This is a genomic window from Bacillus sp. AC266 (assembly GCF_979253805.1).
Genome location: NZ_CEEDEC010000001.1, coordinates 891,408 through 915,610, shown reverse-complemented (window position 1 = coordinate 915,610; position 24,203 = coordinate 891,408). Strand labels below are relative to the sequence as shown.

Annotated in this window: 14 protein-coding genes and 1 pseudogene; 8 read left to right on the top strand and 7 right to left on the bottom strand. The window is 31.8% G+C overall.

The features are described from left to right. Nucleotides 1–3: 3 nt before the first annotated feature. Nucleotides 4–1,764 carry a peptidoglycan D,D-transpeptidase FtsI family protein gene (locus AC0IXC_RS04680; RefSeq protein WP_471652650.1) on the bottom strand — a complete coding sequence of 587 codons (1,761 nt, stop codon included), beginning with the start codon at nucleotides 1,762–1,764 and terminating at the stop codon, nucleotides 4–6. Between the two features lie 409 nt (nucleotides 1,765–2,173). Between AC0IXC_RS04680 and AC0IXC_RS04675 the strand changes: the two genes are divergently transcribed. Both AC0IXC_RS04675 and bla read left to right on the top strand, forming a co-directional pair. Beyond that, complete coding sequence (locus AC0IXC_RS04675) at nucleotides 2,174–4,309, top strand: peptidoglycan D,D-transpeptidase FtsI family protein (protein ID WP_060751857.1); 2,136 nt, start codon at nucleotides 2,174–2,176, stop codon at nucleotides 4,307–4,309. Nucleotides 4,310–4,591: 282 nt separating this feature from the next. Further along, the gene (gene bla, locus AC0IXC_RS04670) at nucleotides 4,592–5,518 is read left to right on the top strand and encodes a class A beta-lactamase Bla1 (protein WP_431179596.1); all 927 of its coding nucleotides are present in this window, start codon (nucleotides 4,592–4,594) and stop codon (nucleotides 5,516–5,518) included. 7 nt (nucleotides 5,519–5,525) lie between these two features. Here bla and AC0IXC_RS04665 read toward each other — a convergent pair. After that, nucleotides 5,526–5,612, bottom strand: a pseudogene (locus tag AC0IXC_RS04665) (undecaprenyl-diphosphatase); the annotation flags it as partial. Nucleotides 5,613–6,219: 607 nt separating this feature from the next. Between AC0IXC_RS04665 and hblC the strand changes: the two are divergent. From hblC to AC0IXC_RS04645, 4 genes are all read left to right on the top strand, one after another. Next, the gene (gene hblC / locus AC0IXC_RS04660) at nucleotides 6,220–7,539 is read left to right on the top strand and encodes a hemolysin BL lytic component L2 (RefSeq protein WP_341085856.1); all 1,320 of its coding nucleotides are present in this window, start codon (nucleotides 6,220–6,222) and stop codon (nucleotides 7,537–7,539) included. 62 nt (nucleotides 7,540–7,601) lie between these two features. After that, complete coding sequence (gene hblD, locus AC0IXC_RS04655) at nucleotides 7,602–8,831, top strand: hemolysin BL lytic component L1 (RefSeq protein WP_471652773.1); 1,230 nt, start codon at nucleotides 7,602–7,604, stop codon at nucleotides 8,829–8,831. A 31-nt stretch (nucleotides 8,832–8,862) separates the two neighbouring features. Beyond that, nucleotides 8,863–9,996, top strand: coding sequence for a hemolysin BL binding component B (hblA, locus tag AC0IXC_RS04650; RefSeq protein WP_002016983.1), 1,134 nt, complete (start codon nucleotides 8,863–8,865; stop codon nucleotides 9,994–9,996). Nucleotides 9,997–10,507: 511 nt separating this feature from the next. Next, on the top strand, nucleotides 10,508–13,117 hold the full coding sequence (locus tag AC0IXC_RS04645) for a putative mucin/carbohydrate-binding domain-containing protein (RefSeq protein WP_471652649.1): 2,610 nt from the start codon (nucleotides 10,508–10,510) through the stop codon (nucleotides 13,115–13,117). 681 nt (nucleotides 13,118–13,798) lie between these two features. Here the strand turns inward: AC0IXC_RS04645 and AC0IXC_RS04640 are convergent. Further along, entirely contained in the window at nucleotides 13,799–14,053 is a 255-nt protein-coding gene (locus AC0IXC_RS04640) for a DUF5065 family protein (RefSeq protein ID WP_078177185.1), read from the bottom strand. Between the two features lie 524 nt (nucleotides 14,054–14,577). On the opposite strand from AC0IXC_RS04640, the gene AC0IXC_RS04635 reads away from it, so the two are divergent. Next, nucleotides 14,578–15,777, top strand: a complete 1,200-nt coding sequence (locus tag AC0IXC_RS04635; RefSeq protein WP_016120229.1) for an NAD(P)/FAD-dependent oxidoreductase — start codon at nucleotides 14,578–14,580, stop codon at nucleotides 15,775–15,777. Nucleotides 15,778–15,843: 66 nt separating this feature from the next. Continuing rightward, the gene (locus AC0IXC_RS04630; protein WP_002141829.1) at nucleotides 15,844–17,280 is read left to right on the top strand and encodes an MBL fold metallo-hydrolase; all 1,437 of its coding nucleotides are present in this window, start codon (nucleotides 15,844–15,846) and stop codon (nucleotides 17,278–17,280) included. A 502-nt stretch (nucleotides 17,281–17,782) separates the two neighbouring features. Here AC0IXC_RS04630 and AC0IXC_RS04625 read toward each other — a convergent pair. The 4 genes from AC0IXC_RS04625 to AC0IXC_RS04610 all read right to left on the bottom strand — a co-directional run bounded on the left by AC0IXC_RS04625 (nucleotide 17,783) and on the right by AC0IXC_RS04610 (nucleotide 23,377). Continuing rightward, nucleotides 17,783–18,910 (bottom strand): Ger(x)C family spore germination protein, encoded by a 1,128-nt coding sequence (locus tag AC0IXC_RS04625; RefSeq protein ID WP_471652648.1) that lies wholly within the window; start codon nucleotides 18,908–18,910, stop codon nucleotides 17,783–17,785. After that, nucleotides 18,907–20,010 (bottom strand): GerAB/ArcD/ProY family transporter, encoded by a 1,104-nt coding sequence (locus AC0IXC_RS04620; protein WP_002127474.1) that lies wholly within the window; start codon nucleotides 20,008–20,010, stop codon nucleotides 18,907–18,909. Before AC0IXC_RS04620 ends, AC0IXC_RS04625 begins: the two co-directional genes overlap by 4 nt. Further along, the gene (locus AC0IXC_RS04615; protein WP_002085466.1) at nucleotides 19,997–21,505 is read right to left on the bottom strand and encodes a spore germination protein; all 1,509 of its coding nucleotides are present in this window, start codon (nucleotides 21,503–21,505) and stop codon (nucleotides 19,997–19,999) included. Before AC0IXC_RS04615 ends, AC0IXC_RS04620 begins: the two co-directional genes overlap by 14 nt. An 828-nt stretch (nucleotides 21,506–22,333) precedes the next feature. Then, nucleotides 22,334–23,377 carry a Fic family protein gene (locus AC0IXC_RS04610; protein WP_098636732.1) on the bottom strand — a complete coding sequence of 348 codons (1,044 nt, stop codon included), beginning with the start codon at nucleotides 23,375–23,377 and terminating at the stop codon, nucleotides 22,334–22,336. Nucleotides 23,378–24,203 lie beyond the last annotated feature (826 nt).

Here is a 24,203-nt window from a genome sequence, read left to right as displayed (position 1 = left end):
GGTTCACTTTAATGAACCTTCCTCTTTATCTTTATCCTCTTTTTGAAGTGAATTCCAGCATTCTAAAATTTCTGATGTAACGAGAGCAGCAATATTTTTTTCTGAATTACTACCAGGAATAACGACAGAAATAGCAATTTTTGGATCTTCGGTAGGAGCATATGCAATGAAAAGAGAATGATTTATCATTCTTTCTTGCTCGTTCGGAGAGCCAGTTATCCCTGTTTTACCCGCGACATGAAAGGGCAAGTTTTTAATCTCCTCTATATTTTGACTCATCCCACCTTGCACGACACTCCAAAATTTCATAGGATAACGATTTGAACTTTCTAAGAGTGGTTTAAACTTTTTTGTTTCCTTATCGTCTTGACCAATAATAGCACTTACGATTTGAGGTTTATATTTATCACCTTTACTTGCCAAAGTTGCTGCATATTGAGCAAGTTGAAGAGGGGTATGCACTTCATTTCCTCCCCAAGATGCATTTAATAAAGCAGAGATTCCATTTTCAAACTTATTAGATGGATGAAATTCATATTCTCCGTCTTCTTCAAAGGGTAAATCAATACCAGTTTTAGAGCGCAGGCCAAATTGCTTTAAATAATCTGTCCATATATTTGCTACTTTTTCTATATTCCCATTATTTTGGTTGAATAAGGGGAGAGCTACTTTTGCTGTCATAAATGTATTTGATGAATTAATGATAGCTTGACTCGGTGTAATTTCACCTGTTGGTGTTCCAGGAGCATTGGTGATGTTATTTTGATTATCATACTGAAAACTACCATTATCCAAATATGTATCCTCAGGTTGAAAAAGCTTTTCGTTTAATCCGATTAAAATAGTAAGTGGCTTTATAGTAGAGGCCATATTTACATAAGATTCACCATACTTTAATTTTTGAATTGCTTTATTTTGCGAAAGGGATTTAATGTTTTCTTTTTTAGATGATACATGTGTATTTAATATATTTGGATCAAAAACTGCCGAATTGGCCATAGTTAATATTGCGCCAGTTTTTACATCGGTTACTACTGCATAACCAGCATTAGCATCAGGTACTTTCTTAATTTGAGATCTTAGTGCTTCCTCTGTTTTTTGCTGCAATTTAGAATCTAAAGCTAGCCGGACATCTTTTCCTTTTTGTACTTTTTGAATGTTCCATAAGAACTTTTTATTATTCATTTTAAAAATCAGAGTTTTTCCGGGTTTTCCTTTTAAATCATTTTCATATTGAAACTCAATCCCACTTTTACCAACAGGTACATTTTTAGAATTAAGGTCATTTTCTACATACCCAATTACTTGTGAAGCAATTTCGTTCTTTGGATAATATCGAATGAATTCGTCTTCGATCACTACATTTTTAGGTTTATTCTTGTTTATGAATGAAATTTCATTTTCATTTATATCAGAGTATAAGGATATTTCATTCATAGTCTGCTTATTACAGGATTGTTGTAATTGAGATTTTATGTCCTCTGTAGAAATGTCATGTTGAAACTCGTTTGAAAATTGATTGAAAAAAGCTAATGTGTTTGATGTATCTTTATTCGATAGTTTTTCATCATTAGAAGTGCAATATAGAGACTTAACTTTCTTATTTGTAGCTAGTATTACACCATTTTGATCCAGAATTTTTCCTCTTTCAGCTGAAGAAGTTGCGATAGTAATTGAAATGAAGTTGATTTTTAATAAAATTAGTAAAATCACACTTACAATAGAAAGAACCGCAAAAAATCTCCATCTTTTCGTATGTAACATATAACCCTCCCTTATGTAGCCTATTCCATCTTATAGTTAATTATTTTTTTTGTAAATGTGGAACAACTTTATTACTTAGGTTGTCTATTAAGTATTACAGCATGAAGAAAGGAACAATCAGTATGAAAAAAAGTACATGTTAATAGTAAGTCTATGTGTAAGTTTAATATGAGTCATTATACAGTTTAGCATTTCTAATGCAGGCGACAAAAAAATAGAGAAAAAACAGGAAGGGAGATTTATCAATTACACGGCTAAACCAAAAGGAATGGATGCTTACAAGGATTTAACAAAAAAGATAAGAAACTATTATAACTGAATAGTGGTTTCTAATATATAGGGAACGCTTTTAGTATATTTATTTACTAAGTATTAGTGAGGATTTCCTGAAGAAGTATATGGAGGATTTATGAAAGAACAAAAAGTAAAGAAACAGAAGACATATATATCTATTCGATTGAATATAATGTTCCTTTGCATATTTGTACTATTCTCAGCTATTATTATGCAGCTAGGAAAAGTACAAATCGTTGAGGGAGAGGCTTATAAGAACCAAGTGGAAAACAGTCAAAATGAAACAACTAGTATACCAGTTCCACGTGGACAGATTCTAGATCGAGAAGGGAAAACGGTCGTTAATAATAAATCTCTTCGCACAATTACGTATACAAGGGTGAAGGGGATTACGAGTGAAGATATTTTAAAAACAGCAAAAGACTTGGCGAAGGTACTTGAAATGCCTGAGCAAGATATAAATAAATTAACCGATATCGATAAAAAAGATTTCTGGATGCAATTGAATACGAAACGTGCGGAATCAAAGATTACTAAAAACGACATAGGAAAGTTTAAAGAAAAGGGAATAGAGGGAAAAGAACTAGACAAAAAAATTCAAGACTTAAGACGAAGTCGCGTTACAGAAGTAGAATTGGCAGAATTAACAGCACAAGATTTAAAGGTGTTAGCTATTAAAAGTAAAATGAGTTCAGGTTATCAACTGACACCACAAATTATAAAAAAAGATGTGACAGATCAAGAATATGCGCGGATAAGTGAAAAACTTGCGGAGTTTCCAGGAGTAGATACAACAGTTGATTGGGAACGTAATTATGTAAATGGTAATTTATTTCGTTCCGTGTTAGGTAATATTACAAGTAGTGAAGAAGGATTACCGAAAGAAAACTTAGATTCTTATTTGGTACGTGGATATAACCGTAATGATCGTGTAGGAAAAAGTTATATTGAACAACGATATGAAGATGTATTACACGGCACAAAAGAAGAAGTGAAAAACATTACTGATAAATCAGGAAACATTATAAACACAGAAATAATCTCTAAAGGAAAAAGTGGTAATAGTTTAACATTAACGATTGATATGGAATTACAAAAGAAAGTGGAAGAAAGTATAGAGAAAAATTTGAGAGCTTTTAAGAGTTCAGAGCCATTGTTGGACCGAGCGTTTGTCGTCATGACAAATCCAAATAACGGACAGATTTTATCTATGGCAGGCAAAAAGATTGTAGAAAAAGAAGGGAAAATAGAGATTGAGGATTTGGCATTAGGTAACATGACAACTTCGTATGAGCTAGGATCAGCTGTAAAAGGCGCAACGTTATTAACTGGATATGAGACAGGGGCAATACAGCCAGGAGATCAATTTTATGATGCACCGATGAAATTTAAAGGTACACAAGCCAAGAAATCATGGAATGTATCCGGATTTGGTAATATTAATGATTTACGAGCTTTACAAGTATCTTCGAATGTATACATGTTCCAGACAGCTTTAAAAATTGCGGGAGTTAATTACGTACCAAATGGTTCATTGGATATTAAACAAGAAGCATTTGATAAAATGCGTTATTATTTTAAACAATTTGGTCTAGGTGTCCCAACAGGTATTGATTTACCGAATGAAATAATTGGGCAAACGAGAAAAGTAGATAGTCAACCTGGGTTTTTACTAGATTTTTCTATCGGTCAGTATGATACGTATACGCCATTGCAATTGGCACAATATATTTCAACTATTGCAAATGGTGGATATAGAATGCAACCCCAAATTGTACAAGAAATACGAGAGCAATCAATAAAAGAAGAAGAGGTCGGTAAAGTTATACGCTCTATAGAGCCTGTCGTATTAAATCGAGTTGATATGAAGAAAGAACATATTGATCGGATAAAAGAAGGCTTTAGATGGGTATTCCAAGAAGGTGATGGAACTGGCGTGAAGTATTTCAAAAATGCGCCATATAAACCAGCAGGAAAGACAGGGACAGCTCAAACTGTATATGGTGGAGATGATCCAATTGGTAGAAATGCAAAAGGAGAACGTATGGAATGTTATAACTTAACATTAGTTGGATATGCTCCATATGATAATCCAGAAGTAGCATTTTCTGTAGTAGTCCCATGGCTTCATGATGATAAAAATGGAATTAATTCTATAATTGGAAAGGAAATTTTAGATGTATACTTTGATTTAAAAAAGCAACGTATACATGGTGAAGCTGCTAGTATAGATAGTTCGAATCAAAATTAGTAAAATTTGTGCACTTTTCTCAGGGGAAGAGACCCTGTTTATATAAAAGCCTTTATAAGTTAAAGAAAAAGGAAGATTTGAAATAAGAGATAGCGGCTATCATAGTTGCTATCTCTTACTTTTGTTAATATCTTGGCTACTAGTTAAAAAGGTTTTAAATTTATGGAACAAACTTGTTTCTTAGATGGTCTATTATGTGTACGTATAAAAACAGGTTTTCAAATAGGATACAGTGTATTGAATTTACTACTTGTTTTCAGTATTGAAAATTTGAAAGGAATGATGATTTTGAAAAACAAGAGGATGTTAAAAATAGGTTTATGTGTTGGTATATTAGGTTTAAGTCTTACAAGCCTAGAAGTTTTTACAGGAGGGGCATTGCAAGTTGAAGCGAAAGAAAAGACCGGACCAGTTAAACATAAAAATCATGCGACGTATAAAGAATTCTCTCAACTTGAGAAAAAATTTGATGCTCGATTAGGTGTGTATGCTATTGATACTGGTACAAATCGAACAATTGCTTATCGACCTAACGAAAGATTTGCCTTTGCATCAACCTACAAGGCATTAGCGGCAGGAGTATTGCTACAGCAAAACTCAACTGAGAAATTAAATGAAGTTATCACTTATACGAAAGACGACTTGGTGGAATATTCACCCATTACAGAGAAACATGTAGATACAGGCATGAAACTTGGGGAAATTGCAGAGGCGGCTGTTCGTTCCAGTGATAATACCGCCGGGAACATTTTATTTAATAAAATAGGCGGACCTAAAGGATATGAAAAAGCACTTAGACAGATGGGTGATCGGGTTACTATGGCTGATCGCTTTGAGCCAGAGTTAAACGAAGCTACTCCAGGAGACATTCGTGACACTAGTACAGCGAAAGCCATTGCTACCAATCTTAAGGCTTTTACGGTCGGAAATGCACTTCCAGCTGATAAACGTAAAATTCTTACAGAGTGGATGAAAGGAAATGCTACAGGAGACAAACTTATTCGTGCAGGCGTACCAACTGATTGGGTAGTTGGAGATAAATCAGGAGCTGGAAGTTATGGGACACGAAATGATATTGCTATCGTTTGGCCACCGAACAGGGCACCTATTATCATTGCGATCTTATCTAGTAAAGATGAGAAAGAAGCTACCTATGATAATAAATTAATTGCAGATGCAGCTGAAGTTATAGTTAAGGCTCTTAAATGATAATTTCTCAATCCTTTATGTAATGTAATTGAAAATAGTAACCTAGAAAGCGATTCTTTTTACTGTGAAAAGAATCGCTTTTTTGTATTCCTATAATGAGTAGTAAGTATATAAGCGAAAATTATTATTTCATGGACAATTTATCCCCTAAAGTGCATGAGGGAAATTTTCTCCTGTGGTGTTCGTAGCAATATGATTGTTATGTATACGATAATAATATTTTGGAGTAGTTAAGCTAGATACTCCTATATGGATATGTAATTTTACATATCCATATAAAAGACACATATGTGTTAATCACTATTAAATTATATTGAAATCATTTTTAAGTAAGGGATTCATATAGATTTAAGGGAATCAAAGAATTTTTATGTTTAATTATCATAGTATAATTATTTCACTTTATGAAATGAAATTTGTATTTAACTTTTTTAAATATAATATTTTTAAATTCGAATAATAAATATCTGAAAAATTAAATTTAATCAATGTGATTTTCAGGTTTACTTATGAAAAACATAGTGTTTAAAATGAGGGGGAAGTAAGGTCCTTATATTATATCAAAAATAAATAAAAAACGAGATACGATTACTCTATCGAAAAAATTTCTATCCTCAAGTGTGTGTGATGAAATCCTAACGTTAGGTTGTACAAAATTTACGATTAAAACTGTAAAAAACAATAGTGAAGAGGTGTACGGAATGAAGAATAAAATTATGACAGGATTTTTAATAACATCAATCGTTACTGGGGCGACTATTCCTATCAATACTCTCGCAATGCCAATCGTTCAGGCAGAAACGAAACAAGATAATATAGATATTTCCTCAGCATTACGAAAAATAGGTGCACACTCCAAATTAACACAAACCTTTATAGATGGAGCCTTAGCGAGTCCGAATGTACAACTTGAAGAAGTTCCATCTTTAAATACAACTCAATTTCTAATTAAACAAGATATGAAAGAGTGGTCATCAGAACTATATCCAAAATTAATTCTACTAAATTCAAAAAGTAAAGGATTTGCAGCCAAATTTAATAGCTATTATCCAACATTAAAAGGATTTGTAGATAATAAGGAAGATAAAGAAGGGTTTATAGATAGACTGGAAGTTCTTCAAGATATGACTATAACAAACAAAGAAAACGTGCAACGTCAGATTAATGAGTTAACAGATCTTAAACTACAGGTAGATAAGAAACTGAAAAATCTTGATACAGATGTGGTAAAAGCACAGAGTGTACTTAGTTCAGAGGGAACAGGAAAAATAGACAAGTTAAAAAATGAAATGCTAAATACAAAAAAATCAATTCAAAATGATTTAGAGCAAATAGCATTATTACCAGGAGCTTTAAATGAACAAGGGCTAAAGGTATTCCAAGAGATTTATAGCCTATCAAAAGATATCATTGAACCGGCTGCTCAAACAGCGGTAGTAGCGTATAACAAAGGAAAAGAAATAAATAATACTATTGTAGAAGCAGAGAAGAAAGCAGAGCAGGAAGCAACAGAAAAGGGAAAATCAGCTATAGAAATTGAAGCTGCCAAAAAAGAAGCACGTGAAGCGATAGAGAAAAGTAAAAAAGGTGAAATTGCTGCAGCTGCAGTTACAAAAACGAAAGAGTATGATCTTATGAAAGTGATTGATCCTGAAAAAATTAAAAAAACATATAGTACCTTTGCCGAAATTAATAAACTAACAGCAGAGCAAAGAGTATATTTAAATGATTTAGAGAAACAAAATCAGAAATTATATGACTTAACAACTAAATTAACAGTAGCAGATTTACAAAAATCAATGATTCTTTTCATGCAAAATGATTTGCATACATTTGCTAATCAAGTAGATGGAGAAATTGAGCTAATGAAACGTTATAAAGAGGATTTGAATCTAATAAATAATAGTATTACAAAATTAGTGACTGAAGTTGATACTAGTAACACTCAGTCTCAAAAAGATACATTAAGACGACTAAAAAATGTAACAAATCAACTCGAAGAACAAGTTTATAAATTTTAATATTAAGAATTTAGGTTTAATAAAAAGATAATAACTCAATTGAAAATAAGGAGGAGAATCAAATAATGAAATTTCCATTTAAGGTCATAACTTTGGCCACTTTAGCAACAGTTATAACTGCTACGAATGGTAGTACTATTCACGCACTTGCACAAGAACAGACAGCACAAGAACAGAAAATAGAAAATTATGCGTTAGGACCTGAAGGGTTAAAGAAAGTGTTGGCTGAAACAGGCTCTCATATTCTTGTAATGGATTTGTACGCAAAAACAATGATTAAGCAACCGAATGTAAATTTATCCAACATTGATTTAGGTTCAGGAGGGGGAGAATTAATCAAAAACATTCACCTGAATCAGGAACTGTCACGAATCAATGCAAATTACTGGCTAGATACAGCGAAGCCAAACATTCAAAAGACAGCACGTAATATTGTAAATTATGATGAACAATTTCAAAATTATTACGACACACTAGTAGATACTGTAAAAAAGAAAGATAAGGTGGGCCTCAAAGAAGGAATAGGGGATTTAATCGGTACAATTCATACAAATTCAAATGAAGTTACGGAAGTTATTAAGATGTTAGAAGCTTTCAAAACAAAGTTGTATACAAATACTGTAGATTTTAAAAATAATGTTGGAGGTCCAGATGGACAAGGGGGATTAACGGCTATATTAGCGGGAAAACAAGCACTATTCCCACAACTTCAGGCCGAAATTGAGAATTTACGTTCTACGCAGAAAGCACATTTTGATAATGTATTAGCCTGGTCAATTGGTGGTGGATTAGGAGCAGCTATTTTAGTTATTGGAACGATTGCAGGAGCGGTAGTAATTGTTGTGACCGGTGGCACAGCGACACCAGCTGTTGTTGGTGGTCTAACAGCTCTAGGGGCAGCTGGTATCGGTTTAGGAACAGCAGCTGGTGTTGAGGCATCTAATCATATGAACTCCTATAATGAAATTTCGAATAAAATTGGAGAATTAAGTATGAAAGCTGATTTAGCTAACCAAGCAGTTATTTCACTTACTAATACAAAAGACACTTTAACATATTTGTATCAAACAGTTGATCAAGCAATTATGTCTCTAACAAGTATTCAGCAACAATGGAATACGATGGGAGCGAATTATAAAGATCTATATGATAATATCGACCAAATGCAAGAACATAAACTTTCTTTAATACCTGATGATTTAAAGGCTGCAAAACAAAGTTGGAATGATATTCATAAGGATGCAGAATTCATTTCAAAAGACATTGCTTTTAAACAAGAAAAAACAAATTAAAAATCAATATATATGTATAGGAGGAATTAAAATGAATAAAAACTTTCCTTATAAACTACTTGCTGTATCGACGTTTTTAACTCTGACAACAACTACTGTAGTTTCTCCAGTGGCAGCCTTCGCAAGTGAAAGTAAAATGGAACAAACTAGTACCGAAGATATATCTCTTTCTGTAAACAGCGAAAAGATGAAAAAAGCTTTGCAAGATGCTGGGGTATTTGCAAAATCCATGAATGATTACTCTTATTTGTTAATTAAAAACCCAGATGTTAACTTTGAAGGCATTGACATTAAAGGATATACAAATCTACCTAGTCAAATTCTACAAGATCAAAAGAATGCAAGAGAGCATGCTACGAAATGGGATTCACACATAAAAAAACAACTTTTAGATACACTGACGGGGATTGTAGAGTATGATACTAAATTCGACAATTATTATGACACATTAGTAGAAGCGATTAATGAAGGGGATGCAGACACATTAAAAGAAGGCATGACAGATTTACAAGGTGAGATTAAACAAAATCAAGCATATACACAGAATTTAATACAAGAACTGGCTAAGTTAAGAGATAGTATTGGAGAAGATGTCCGAGCATTTGCAGGTCATAAAGATATTTTGCATTCGATTCTGAAAAACCAAGCATCTGGAATTGATGAAGATGAAAAGCGCCTAAATGAAGTTTTAGAGCAAGTAAGACATTTTAAACAAGTAGAATCAGATGGAATAATAACTGTATCAATTCCCTCAATTCCTACGTGGATTGCTGGTGGTGTAATGATAGGGGTAGCAAGAAATAATTTAGGTACGTTAGAGCCGTTGTTAGCACAATTACGTCAGACTATAGATTATAAAGTAACATTAAATCGTGTAGTTGGTGTTGCGTATAATAATATTAATGAAATGCACAATGCGATTGGATCGGCTATTAATGCACTTACCTATATGTCTGCACAATGGCATGATTTAGATTCTCAATATTCGGGAGTGCTTAGTCATATTGATAAAGCATCCCAAAAAGCGGATCAAAATAAATTCAAATTCCTAAAACCTAATTTGAATGCAGCGAAAGATAGTTGGAAAACATTGAGAGCGGATGCGTTTACATTAAAAGAAGGGATAAAAACATTAAAAATGGATCCTGTTTCTTCAAAAAAATAGCGGAATACAGTATTTGTTGCAAGGGCATTTATACAGTTATAAAATGATTTTTTGTTCTTTATAAATTGAAAAGACGGAGGTATCATCAGGCCTCTGTCTTTTATTTTATTGAAATATTTTTATAATTCCATCCTATATGTAGAAAGTAGTTATACAAGTTTGAATTTTTAAGGTGAATGATTTTTATGAATTTTTCCATAAAACCTAATCTATGATTAGTGAGCTTTATATTCTTATTTTCCTAATTGAATACTTTTATACAATTAGATGGAAGTTAAGAATACTAAATCAAAACATAATAGGTTGTTATTGATGAGTTTATCGTAAAGTTGTTATTTTATGTGTCATCAAATAACATTTATAAACAATTAGAAATAAAGAAAAGGAGACTATTATGAGAAAAAATAGAGTATTAGATACAACATAAATAGCGTAAAAAATTTTTGGTGTAAAAACGTAATAAATAAAATAATAATCCTTAAATGTACTAAGGGAAAATGAGGGAGATAATATGGGGAATAACTCAAAATATAAAACTAGAAAAATACTTGCAGCTACCGCTACAGTAACTATGCTTACGACTGGAATGGTTTCTTCATCAGATGTCTTTGCAGAGGAAACAAAGCAGCAAAAAAAAATATCGACATCACTGCAAGAGGAAAAGTCAGTTAAATCAGAAAACAGAATATATACAGTCCCAGGAAAAGGGGATGTTGAGGTACTGAAACAACAGGAAAGAAAAAGTATGGCATTTAGTCCATATGAACCCACTGGTTTATATGCAAAGCCAAATGAACAAATAACGATTAATGTAGAAGGAAATCAAAATATTCAAGCATACATTGGAACGTATTCGTATGATGCTTCTTGGAGAGAAGACTCTAAAATAAAATCATTTACATTAAAACCTGGTATAAACACAATCCAATCTCCAAATGGGGGGATGATTTATTTTTATAATAAACAACAAGGTGGTACCATTCGAACAACAGTCACAACAGGTGGAACGACTACTCCTTTTTTTGAACTAGGAAAGCATACGAAACAAGATTTAATAAACATGCTGGACCAATATCCCAATGCACATGCAGTGGAGTTAAAAGGAGAACGTGTATTAATTACGGCCAGCCCTGCACGTGTTAAGAAATATTTGTTAGGTTCTAATACAGATCCTGTACAACTTTTAAAAAAGATGGATGAAGCTACTCGAATTCAAGACAAAGTAGCTGGTTTATCCGGGGAACAAGTAGATAAACATTATATTCATTACGTAGAAGAAAATCATTCTCCCGATTATTATATGTATGCAACTTCTTATCGAACCGCATATGTAGGAGATGCAATCCAATACGTGCTAGATATTAATAAATTTATAAAAGATGGCTGGGGTCCTTGGCATGAGGCAGGGCATTTGAGACAGCAATCACCTTGGAAGTTTTATAATATGACAGAAGTACAAAATAATATTTACAGCCTTTCTGTAGAAAAAGCATTTACATCTAATCAATCTTTTAGATTGCAACAGGAGGGCGCTTATACTAAGGCATTTCAATACTTAGAACAACCTAATAAAAATTATGACGAAGTTAGTGATGTTTTTGTTAAGCTTGTTATGCTTTGGCAACTACAGTTAGCATATGGAGAGGACTTCTATCCTAAATTGCATCAATTGTATAGAGACATGTCTTCAAGTGAACTTCCACAAACTGATGAAAATAAAAAACAATTATTTATGATTTCGGCATCAAAAGTAGTCAAACAAAATTTGATACCTTTCTTTGAGAAGTGGGGATTGCGTCCAAATAACGATACCATTCAAAAAATGGCTGCATTAGGATATCCGATTTTAACAGCAGAGATTTGGAAGGGTACGGATTCTAATCCAATTAAACCAGATGTGCCTAATGAAAAAAATATTTTAGAAGGAAGCCAATTTGCATGGTCACTAAAAGGGATTAGTGATTTCGAATTTGCTAAAATCAATTTCAATAAGTCGACAGAAGAAATGCAAATTGACTTAAAAGCAGGCGTACCGCATCATTATTTTAATGAAACATATGCGAGTATTAAAGTGCAAAATGCATCAGGAAAAGTAGTATACAAGAAAGACATTTATGGAAACAAGCAACAAAATGCTGAATCGCAAAAAGTTCCAGTTAAAGTAGGCGATTATATTGAGTTAACACATTTAGAAGGTGTGCATAGAGCTACTTTCACAAATGTAGACAACAGTAAACAAGAAATCTTTGGAAAAAAAGCAATGTATGAAGTCACAAAAGAAGGCTTGAAGAAAGTAGAAAAAATGCCAGAAGCAACAATTTTAGATGGAAATCAATTTGCATGGTCACTAAAAGGAATTAGTGATTTCGAGTTTGCTAAAATCAATTTCAATAAGTCGACAGAAGAAATGCAAGTTGACTTAAAAACAGGCGTACCACATCATTATTTTAATGAAACATATGCGAGTATTAAAGTACAAAATGCATCAGGGAAAGTAGTATACAAGAAAGACATTTATGGAAACAAACAACAAAATGCTGAATTGCAAAAAGTTCCAGTTAAAGTAGGCGATTATATTGAGTTAACACATTTAGAAGGTGTGCATAGAGCTACTTTCACAAATGTAGACAACAGTAAACAAGAGAGCTTTGGAAAAAAAGCAATGTACGAAGTTACAAAAGAAGGTCTGAAGAAAGTAGAAAAGATGCCAGAAGCAACGGTTTTAGACGGAAATCAATTTGGTTGGTCTTTAAAGGGATATAGTGATAGAGAAATCGCAAAAGTAGATTATAATAGGGTAACAGAGAAAATGCAGGTGAATTTAGAAGCAGGCGTACCACATTCTTATTTTAATAATACGTATGCAAGTATCAAAGTACAGAATTCATCCGGTAGTGTTGTGTACAATAAGGAAATAGTGGGAAATAGACAGCAAACTGCTGAAAGACAAACTGTGCCAGTCAAAGTGGGAGATTATATCGAGTTTACCCATATAGAAGGGGAAGCAGTAAAGGAAAAGACACGGGCTACACTTATTAACCTTGAGAATAATAAACAAGAATATATAGGTAAAAAAAGAACCTATCAAGTTACTTCTACGGGATTAAACAAAATAGATTAACATGAAGAACATTCAAATTATTAGTAAGATGCTAAATAGTCGTTCATTATGAACGGCTATTTGGCTTTTATTTATATAAAAGTGAAATATAATCCAATGTTTAATGATTTATTAGAAGTAAAAAGGTAGGTATTATATAAAAGAAAATGAATAATTTATGCAGAGCTTGTATACGGTATTATTATTTAACTATTCTAAAATCAATTGATAAAAACGCTGGAATGTTTTTTAGAAAACAACTGACTCCATAGGTGGAATTTGGAAGATTAATTCTATTTTGGAGTTTATTTTTATAAGGAAATTCACATACGTGGATTAGTATTAAGATTCAAAATGTAAAATATCTAAAGACCTAAGTACAAGCACACATTTTAAATAAAAAAAGTGAGAAGAATGAATAACATTCTTCTCACTTTTAGCAATTAGGGTCGGCATATACATAAATATGCGTTTGAGTGGAATTTTGGATGAAAAATCCACATGCATAGTATACCAAAATATTTAAGGCCCTTCGTATGCAATATTGCATACGAAGAGTAGGTGGATATAATAGTTAACTTACTTCTATTAAAAGTAAAATGTGTTTATATTAAAAAAGGTAAAATCCAATTAAAGCTGGTTAAGATCTTAATTCTTCATAGCTACCTAATTAATCAATTCTAGCTATTGAGTAGGAAAGAGTTAATTAATTTGAAAATGATTTGAGTAGGTAAATTCTCCGTTATACTTAATTACTGCAATATATGTCCCTTTAGTATATACATTTGTAATTGGTGTTCTCCAAATTTCTAACCCTTTAGGCGTAGTAATAAATTCTGGTTCAATTGTAATAAAGCGTTGTAAAGTACCGTCAGGGTGAACCTTGAAAATCTTCATTTTGGCACCAAAATGCGCTCTACCAAAACGTTGAGTTAAGTAGAAAGTATCTCCTGTTATGAGGTGTTCAATATTCCAGTCGGGTTGGTATGTACTATTTTCAGCTCCCTATAAATCAAAGGCTACGGGAAATATGGTAATAGCAATTCTCACATTATTGAGGGACTGGAAAAACAACAAAGACGTTCTCAAATGCATGTATAGATATTTATAACAAAGATTCAAAAAAGAATAGGTAATATAGCTATTGGAATAAGATTGTTTTTGTCTATCTCCTGAAAAAGGAGGATGGACAAACCATACCAAAGAAACTTGCATTTCATTATCTATAGAAGTGTAATGTCATTAAAGTGAGATAGGATACAGGCTAATATTGAGAAATGTAAAGTTTGTAGAGTTTGAAACAAATTAAAGAAGTAACATAAGGGATTTACGCATATAGTAATGTCGATGGATGAAGTTAACGGAATATTCGTTTTAATAAGATAAAATAATAGTATTTTTATCTTATAATATTGTTACTACGATGAAATAAGGCTAATAATTAGTTAACTTAAAAATTAAATTCAGATAGGAAGAGGATAATGAAGACCAGAGATAATTATAAAATTATTGTGATTGGCGCTGGGACTGCAGGACTATCTTCTACTGCACATTTGTTACGAAATGTATCCCTATTGAAAGAAAGTATAGCTATTATCGATTCATCTAAAAAACATTACTTCCAACCACTATGGAGTTTAGTTGGGGGAGGAATTGTTTCAAAGGAATGTACGATGCGTGATCAAGAATCACTTATTCCAAAAGGAGCAACGTGGATTCCTAAAAGTGTTGTTAAGTTGTTTCCAGATCAAAATAAGATACTTTTAGATGATGGAATGCTACTTGAATATGAGATTCTTATTGTAGCAGCCGGTATACAAATAAATTGGGGTGGTATTAAAGGCTTAAAGGAGTCTATTGGGACCAATGGGGTTTGTAGCAATTATTCTTATAAATATGTTGATTCTACTTGGAGAGAAATTGAAAAATTCAAAGGAGGAAATGCGATTTTTACCCACCCCAATACTCCTATTAAATGTGGTGGCGCCCCACAAAAAATTATGTATTTAGCAGAAGAGTATTTTTGTAATGGCGGTTTGAAAAACAGAAGTGAAGTAATGTTTTATTCTGCGAACGCTAACATATTTCAGGTACCGCGTTATGCTGAAACATTAGAACAAGTACTAGAAAGAAAGCAAATTATAACGAACTATAATAAAAACTTAGTAGAAATTATCGCTGAAAAGAGAGAAGCAATTTTTGAAGATACGCAAACACTGAAACGAGAAACAGTACCATATAGTATGATACATGTTGTTCCACCAATGGGGCCACCTAACTTTATTAAAGAAAGTGAGATAAGTGATCATCAGGGGTGGGTAGATATAAGTCCTTATACTTTGCAGCATGTAAAATATAAGAATATTTTTGGACTTGGAGATTGTACCAATTTACCTACATCTAAAACTGGAGCGGCAATTCGAAAACAAATACCTGTCTTAAAACAAAATATTTTGGACGTACTTAATGGAAGAGACTTGCAGGCTAATTATGATGGGTATACATCCTGTCCGATTGTTACAGGATATAAAAGTCTTATACTCGCTGAATTTAACTATGAACATGAGCCTCAAGAAACGTTTCCATTTAATCAAGCGAAAGAACGGTATAGTATGTTTTTACTTAAAAGGTATATGTTGCCCTATATGTATTGGAATTTGATGTTGAAAGGGATTCTATAAGGAAAGATAGAGAGTTGTTGTAACAACCGAGAAGTAATTTGAAATAAGCATTTGGAGGGAATAGCTATGCTTTTAAAATATTTTTATGATGAAAAATTAGCTCATGCTTCCTATTTAGTTGGTTGTCAGAAGGAAGGCGTAGCAATTGTTATTGATCCCAGCCGCTATATAGAACAATATATAGAATTTGCTAAGAAAGAGGGAATGGAAGTAATTGCTGCGGCTGAGACTCATATTCATGCAGATTTTCTATCTGGGTCTAGAGAACTTTCCCTTCTTTTTAATGCAAATTTATATGTATCAGATGAAGGAGATAGTGATTGGAAATATCAAAATCTTAACGAGGGTCGATACAATTTGGTTAGAGAGGGAACAGAGTTTAAGGTTGGTCATATAAAATTCAATGTCATTCATACCCCAGGGCATACGCCTGAAAGTATTTCCTTTTTAGTAACGGATACAAGTCAAAATAATTATATGAATGATAAACCGATAGGAATATTCACAGGTGATTTTATATTTGTAGGAGATATAGGTAGACCCGATTTATTAGAAATTGCTGTTGGTATTAAAGATACCGCAAAAATAGGAGCGAAACAATTATTTGATTCTATACAAAAAATAAAAATATTTCCCGATTATTTGCAAATATGGCCATCACATGGTGCAGGAAGTGCATGTGGAAAAGCATTAGGAGCAATTCCAACTTCCACATTAGGTTATGAAAAGATGTTTAATTGGGCGTTTCAATGTAATGATGAAGATAATTTTATATCGAATTTATTGACGGGACAGCCAGAGCCTCCAAAGTATTTTCCATTAATGAAGCATTTAAATAAGTATGGTCCACCAACTCGTAAGAAGAGAGAGATTACTGCTATTTATATAATAGAAGAACTTCAAGAAGTGATGAGGGGTGTTCAGCAAATAGTTGATATAAGGGATGTAGAGTGTTTTGCTGCTGGCCACATCGAGAAGTCAATTAACATACCTTATAACAATTCTTTCACAACTTGGTGTGGGGGGATATTAGATTATAAAAAAGAAACTTTAATAATTTTAGATGCGGAAAATGTTAAAGTGGAGGAAGTTATTAGAGACTTTGAGTCCATTGGCTTAGATAATATTATTGCTTTTGCACCTTCAAAGGTAATTCAAAGATTCCATAGTTTAGAGATTTATAAGGAAAAAACATCAAATGAATTATATCCGTTAATAAAAGATGGAAGTGTAAAGGTTATCGATGTGCGTAGTAAAAAAGAGTGGGATGAAGGACATCTTCATGATGCAATACATATCACTTTAGGTAATCTACTTGAACGGCTAGATGATGTACCGAAAAATTGTCCAATAGTTTTACAATGTCGAACGGGGTTACGTTCCGCTATAGCAGCTAGCATTTTACAAAAAGCTGATATAAAGAAAGTAGTTAATTTAAAGGGAGGATTTCTTACGTGGAAAAAAGAAGGGCTCCCCTATACAACATGTAATCAAGAAATTTGAAATATATCAAAAGAGTCAAATGGGAAGAAAATAGAATCATTTGAAATAATCTAAGGGGATAAATAATAAAATTCAATTACTATCAGTATGGGATATATAAACTAAAAATGATTTATTAAAGCCGCATTAAACGATAAAATTAAGCACAAATATGCTGATGTGTATCTATTCTATCAAAGTACATAAAACTAAAACTAAGATATTCGAACGAACTCAAAAAGCCGAAACCCCTTAACTTAGGAATTTCGGCTTTGATAATGGGATCTGGCATGTTTACTGCAATAGAGTTATAAGTTCTTAAATTCCTTAAATTAGAAACTTGTACTTGATTACCGTAGTTAAATTGTTGCCCTTTTAAAAGAACTGGTTAGAGAAAAAAGAAAAATCTATTGGTTAGCATTTAACCGAAAGATTTTTCTTTGAATTAGCGTCTTTTATATCATAATTATTGAGGAAGGGAAATTCGACTGAGAAATGCTGTCAAATAAAAGAATAGGCTAATCTAATTTCTAATGGTCCCAGTATCTTTTATTTTGACGTGTGTTTTTACAGTTATTTTAGCCTCTGCTAACGCTTGCAACCAATTTCCTTTTACTTTTTTCCACTCGTTATATTGAAAAGCTCTAGCATATAACGATAATCCGATAGGATCAATTTTATTCTTTTGTAATTCATACAACATATTTTGTAATTTCTTATTAATTTCTTTTTGAACCTCATTTTCTAAATTATGTATGTTTTTTTTATTATCATAATGCTCCTTAATTAAATGTGCGTTAGTTTTTTCTATTACAGCTACATTAGCGTTTATATCGAAATTAAATACAAACTTTCCTTTTTGAAAATTAACATCTATTTTCCTAGTCGCATTCTGTATTAATATAGAAGTGTTTGGTTTTTGGCTGGATTTTTTAGGTGGAAGCACAAGGTGTAGTATCATCCGGCCTTTATTTTTGGGCTTATTTAAAAGATTGAAGAACTTAACATTTTTTTTAGGGATACGGCTTAAATATTTACCTTGTCGATCTAAAAGTGCAATTCCTACCGTGTCGATTTCATTCTTTGTTTTTTTTATAACTGGAACAGCTTGTGTCATTCCTTCTTCATTTTTTTCTCTCATTAATTGTTGAATCGTGGAAGAAACGGATTGATTATTTTGAATGGAGGATTCGATTACACTACTTATGTAAGATGGTAGTGATGGTTTATCGGGCTTATTAATTGTGAAAATTTCTTCTACAGGTCCATCAACAAGTACTACTTTAGCATTAATGGTAGCGTAAGGATCACGGTAAGAAGAATCAAGCTCCTGCATCCAATTTGCTTCTTGGGCCAATTTTTTCCCAATTAAAATGATTTCAGCTTTTGAGGCTGTCATATAGCCCGTTAACTTCGTATCTATTTTACTGAATCCATTATATACAGTGGATGCCCGCGTCCATTGCTCTATAGTACTTCTTTGCTGTTTATGATGAAAGAGTGGTATGCTTGTGCCCACTTTTATGTCTCCATTAGAAGTTCTATCTAAGGCGATTAACAGGATTAATGAAACCTGTTCAAGAGGGATTCTTTGACTACAACCGATTAAACATACACAACAAGTTACAATCCATATCCATTTTCGAATCAAAGTTGTTTCCTCCTAGTTAACCAAGTGAAAAGAATGCTGTATGCGAAAAAAAAGATTGGTAATAGAATAAAAAAAATGATATTTAAGATATCCATAAGAGAATATATAAACAAATATTGATCCACGTCGGGATTTAGAAAAATAAATAAGCCGACTATTAAAAACATAAAACTAACGAGCACCCAATTGCGAGCATTTTTTTGAAGTAAAATGGTCACAGATTCAAAACTGAAAAATAAATACGGATATATTGTAGTAGAAAATACAATCAAATAGTAAGCGATATATATAATTTCTAATCGTTCTATGAATGAAAAACGAACCCCTTTTAACAAATGAAATACTGGCCAAATTACGTCTTTTATCCCCTCCGGACTAAAGTATATATAAGAAAGAATAGTCACATATAGATAGAAAAACATGGTTCCAGTATTCGCTATTAGTATTCCTTTTATGGCTTTTTGTTTTTTTTGTAAGAACGGATAAATAAAATATGCAATTTCTAAGCCAGCATAAGGGGTAATTGTTTCTTTTGTTGCCTTTACAATAGGGGATATGCCATCTTTAAAAATAGGTAGTAGGTGTAAAGGATTGTAGTTACTCTTTAATGAAAACAGAAGAAATAGTGGCATCCAAGCAGTGAAGAAGAAAACAAGCATAGAATAACTAGTAAGAGCCCTTATCCCACTCAATGATAAAATAATAAAAGGCAATAGTAATAATATGGCGATTTGATAAGCAGGAGTGGAAGGGAATATCCACACTTTTATAATGTCAGTTGCCTTTAATAAAGTATTAAAACCAGCAAAAAATAGATAAAAGGCATATAAAAGAAGAAAAATTGTTCCTAGCCATTTACCAAAGTATGTTTTTAAAATCTGTGAGAAATTTTTGCTAGGACTTTTTTGTAACATTAATACAATAAATACGCCAATTATAGAAGTAACCATCCATCCCAGAATGATAGAAATCCAGCCATCTGTGCCAGCGGTAGTAGCAAGTGGGCTTGGCATAATTAACATACCCGATGCAAGTTGCAGTGAATGGATGAAAACAATAAATTCAAATAAAGTTATGTTTTGAAATTTAAGATTCCCCATGCGAACCACCTTCTTTTTTCTTTTTTTGTTCCGGCTGTCCTGTACTCGAGCGGGTGGTGATCATGGAAATAGGAAATCTTACAAAAGAATCTTTTAACTCTTGGAGACGAAATGGTGCAATTGGCAATCCATATGGTGAACCATAGGAAGTTAATGAAACAAAATGAGCAAATAAGAGCATTAATCCACTAACAATACCTACAATCCCATAAAAATAGGCTAATAACATCATTGGAAAACGAATAAGCCGAATACAACTTGATAAATCATAATTAGAAACAATAAATGATGCAATGGCGGTAATAGATACGATAATAACCATAACGTTACTCACAAGACCAGCTTGAACAGCCGCCTGCCCAATTACAATCCCTCCAACAATTCCAATTGTTTGTCCAATTGGTTGTGGTAAGCGAATACCAGCTTCACGTAGCATTTCTAGTGTGATTTCCATTATAAAAGCTTCCAATAAAGGAGAGAAAGGGACTTTAACTCTTGACGTTGCAATAGAAGTGTATAGATCTAAAGGAATGATTTCAAAGTGAAAAGAGACTATAGCAATATAAATTGCGGGTAAAAAAATAGCTATAATAAATCCTGCAAATCGTAATAAGCGAAAAAATGATGCAATGAGCCAATGTATATTATAATCATCTGGAGTCTGAAAAAATCCAATTAAATTCATTGGGACAATCATCGCACCAGGAGATCTATCAATTAACACTGCTACTTTTCCATCAAGTATATGATTAGAAATGGCATCTGGGCGTTCACTTAAATAAGCCTGTGGAAAAGGAGTCCAATTTTGATCCTTTGTAAAATTAGATAATTCTCCAATGCTCAATACCGCATCCGTTTTAATTTTACAGATTCTAGTTTCTATTTCTTGGACCACATCTTCGTTTGCTACATCCCCTAAGTAAATTAAATAGACTAAAGAAGTGGCGCGTTCTCCAATTGTCATTTTTTTAATTTTCAATTCAGTAGAAGGAATATATCGACGAATTAAGCCTATGTTTTTTGTGGCATTCTCAATAAACCCATCATGTGAGCCTTTAATAGTAACTTCTGAAATGGGTTCTTGAATCGCTCTTTCTGCCCAGCCTTTTGTATTTATTAGAAGGGACCTCTTTTCTCCTTCCATAAACAGTACACATTGTCCCTCAAGTAATCCTTCTTTAATTTCATTCCACGTATATACTATTTTGGTATGAGTAGCAATAATATTAGAATTAAATATTTGACTGTCTTCATTCACTTCTTGTAATAATGGTGTAACAACATTTCCTTTTAATGCAACACCATCTGTAAGGCCTTCAAAATAATATAGTAAAATATTCGTGTTTGTTTTTAATTGCAAAGGATGTTCAATCAAATCTGCACTAATATCAAAGATGTTATCTAATGTATTTTTAAGTTCTTTTAAGTTACTTGTTTGGATTTTTTCAATGGTTTTATCTGTCTTTGTTTCTAGGGTCTTTTCATTTAAGGACAAAATTGACACCTCTTTAATATATAACGATTAGTTGTAGTTATTATTTTTATATGTTTGAATTTTATTCACTAATTTAAACGGATTGAGATCAAGAATAACTAAAATTGAAGTACTATATTATAAATTCAATAATTGAGAGTAAAAAAGTAGATGTAATTTGTGTAGAAATCTAAGTATCAAGATAGAAGTGAAATTTGAATAATTATAATAAAAAAGAACCCTTGATAGGTTCTTTTTAATAGTTGGTAAATATGTTGTCAACAATAGATGGCGATAAAGGTAGTAATTTAGATGTCTTTATGTTACTCAGCTGAATTTTGTAGGAAGAATTATTTTTTCATACCTCAATGCTCAATAAAAAAGGACATTTCATTTATTTGAGTGTTTTAGTGTATTTGAATTTTGCACGCTAACAAATTTTGTTTAGGGACAAAATGTGAAGTTTTATTCTGAAATAACAGAAAGTTAATGCGGCAAAATTCCTATTGGTAATTTGGATAGGTATCAAATATTTCTTTGGCCTTATTTTCTTGATATGACCGTACGTTTATATGTTTCTAAGGGAAAGAAATATTTTCATTTTTATTACCATCTATTGTTTGATTAAGATGGTAACATGAAAATAAAACGTTTACAACCAGAAAATAAAGAAAAAATAGTAAAATACGACTTTTTTCGACAAATATTCCTATAAAACGTTTTGTAGGAATTAGTAATAATAGCTTAATATATTAAAGTGAAATTCAATGAATAAGAGTCCAAAGGCATGAATTTAAATGATAAAGTTATAATTTTCTTTTTTGAACTGTAAGTGTTTTACAAGTATAGTTAAACTTTAATCCAACTAGCATTTCTTCCTTTTGTCACTAGCTTAATATGGCCAAACAATTGCAAGGAATTTAAAGCCTTACTGATTGTACTCTCTGCTATGTCTGGATATGTGTTACGAATACACTCCTTAGTAAAGGGTTGTTTTTGTTTAAGGATAAAATCCTGAATTCTCTCCACTTTAGTATGCTTACATATAGAATCTAGAACTGTATTATGAAGATCTTTGTACGCCTCTAATATAATAGTTAAAAACGTTTTTAACCAAAAGCTACTATTATGTTCCTCGCAGTACCAATTTACCGAAGATTTATAAATCGAATTGTAATATTCAGATTCATTTTTCTTAATGTATTTATCCAGACATACATATTTTACAAATGTATTTCCACTCTTAATTAATAGCAATTGCATTAACATAAGTGCCAATCTGCCGTTACCCTGATTAAAAGGGACTATGCAATAAAAATTAAATATAAAACGAGCTATTAATAAAAGTGAATGATGGACCTTACTAGAATTTAATGAGTTATATTGATCACATAATTGTTCCATTACTTGTGGAATAAGCTCATGTGGAAGAATGCGGTAACTATTTAAGTGCATTCCGTTTTCAGGAATACCTGGAATAGTAAACGGTTTTTCGCGCCATTTGGCACTGTCAGAGGTAATGTAATGTATTAATTGAAAATGTAATTCCTGTATAGTCTCTGGATTGATTAATAAATCACAGGAATTCTTATGTACAAAAGTAAGTGTTTGATAAAAACAAAAGATAGCATCTTCCGAAATATTTTGAGGTACTATATCATCTAAAATAAGTTCTTTTAATCTTTTATTTGGGACTTTTATATCTTCATAGGTAGTAGTAAAGTTTTTTATGTAATGAAGTGGTATGGTTTTTTCTAAGCTAGTAAATATATCAGGATTTTGTTCCTGATAAGCAGCTAATTTTCCTTTTAATTCACTAATTTCACTGATTATATTTAATAGTCTCCTTTTTAATTCAATATTTTTATACTTGTCATCGAAAAAATTTCTCATTTTTATTCCCCCTGTAACCCCTTAACATGCTGTTACATAAATCTTTCCATTCTAAAGATAGTTTACAACATTATTTTGAAATAACAATATATTTATTTTGATTTTGAACTTATTTTAGAATCAAAATTGTTATTTAAATTTGATTAACGAGTTAGAACTTATGATTAATCATGTTTGAATAAAGAATGAATATACACAGATAGAAAATATAGTTTGACGTAAATTCCTTTTTATGAATTTACGAGATGAAAATATAATTTTAGAATTATTATTAGTGTAGTTTGCTGTATTATTGCTGGGAATTTACTAGAAAGTAACTAATTTTCACAAATAAAATAAAGAAATCTTAAAGAGGAATCAATAGGATCTAATTTGAATAGGCATAATCCTAACACTAAATGTGCAAATGTACAATAATTAAATGAAAAAAATATGAAAATATCGACTTTTTTCGACAAAATAAATTAAATAGAAAAACAATCTAATGTAAGAAAATTGTTGCTTTAGATGGTCTCTGCATTTCATAAATTAATATTGAAGGAATTATCAAATGGTTTTTACGAGTAATAAAAGAGTAGATATATAAATTAAATTGTGACAAGTATAAAGTTAGTATTCTCCATTTTCATTATTTAATTTAACAAATTTAATAATATTAAGGTGACTTTCTATATTTAATATAAGTATTTGATGGGGTATGCTCATAAAAAGTGTCATTTTCTATATATCCATGTAGCATTTAGCGCTTGTATTGCGAAATATTTTGACATAAGTTAATTTAAATATTAGGTACAGAAACATTTTAAGGAAAAGAGTCAGTATGAAA

What these genes read in the sequence shown, in the direction of transcription:
- AC0IXC_RS04680 (WP_471652650.1), bottom strand. Translation starts at nt 1,764, where the DNA reads ATGTTACATACGAAAAGATGGAGATTTTTTGCGGTTCTTTCTATTGTA.
- AC0IXC_RS04675 (WP_060751857.1), top strand. Translation starts at nt 2,174, where the DNA reads ATGAAAGAACAAAAAGTAAAGAAACAGAAGACATATATATCTATTCGA.
- bla (WP_431179596.1), top strand. Translation starts at nt 4,592, where the DNA reads ATGATTTTGAAAAACAAGAGGATGTTAAAAATAGGTTTATGTGTTGGT.
- hblC (WP_341085856.1), top strand. Translation starts at nt 6,220, where the DNA reads ATGAAGAATAAAATTATGACAGGATTTTTAATAACATCAATCGTTACT.
- hblA (WP_002016983.1), top strand. Translation starts at nt 8,863, where the DNA reads ATGAATAAAAACTTTCCTTATAAACTACTTGCTGTATCGACGTTTTTA.
- AC0IXC_RS04645 (WP_471652649.1), top strand. Translation starts at nt 10,508, where the DNA reads ATGGGGAATAACTCAAAATATAAAACTAGAAAAATACTTGCAGCTACC.
- AC0IXC_RS04635 (WP_016120229.1), top strand. Translation starts at nt 14,578, where the DNA reads ATGAAGACCAGAGATAATTATAAAATTATTGTGATTGGCGCTGGGACT.
- AC0IXC_RS04630 (WP_002141829.1), top strand. Translation starts at nt 15,844, where the DNA reads ATGCTTTTAAAATATTTTTATGATGAAAAATTAGCTCATGCTTCCTAT.
- AC0IXC_RS04620 (WP_002127474.1), bottom strand. Translation starts at nt 20,010, where the DNA reads ATGGGGAATCTTAAATTTCAAAACATAACTTTATTTGAATTTATTGTT.
- AC0IXC_RS04610 (WP_098636732.1), bottom strand. Translation starts at nt 23,377, where the DNA reads ATGAGAAATTTTTTCGATGACAAGTATAAAAATATTGAATTAAAAAGG.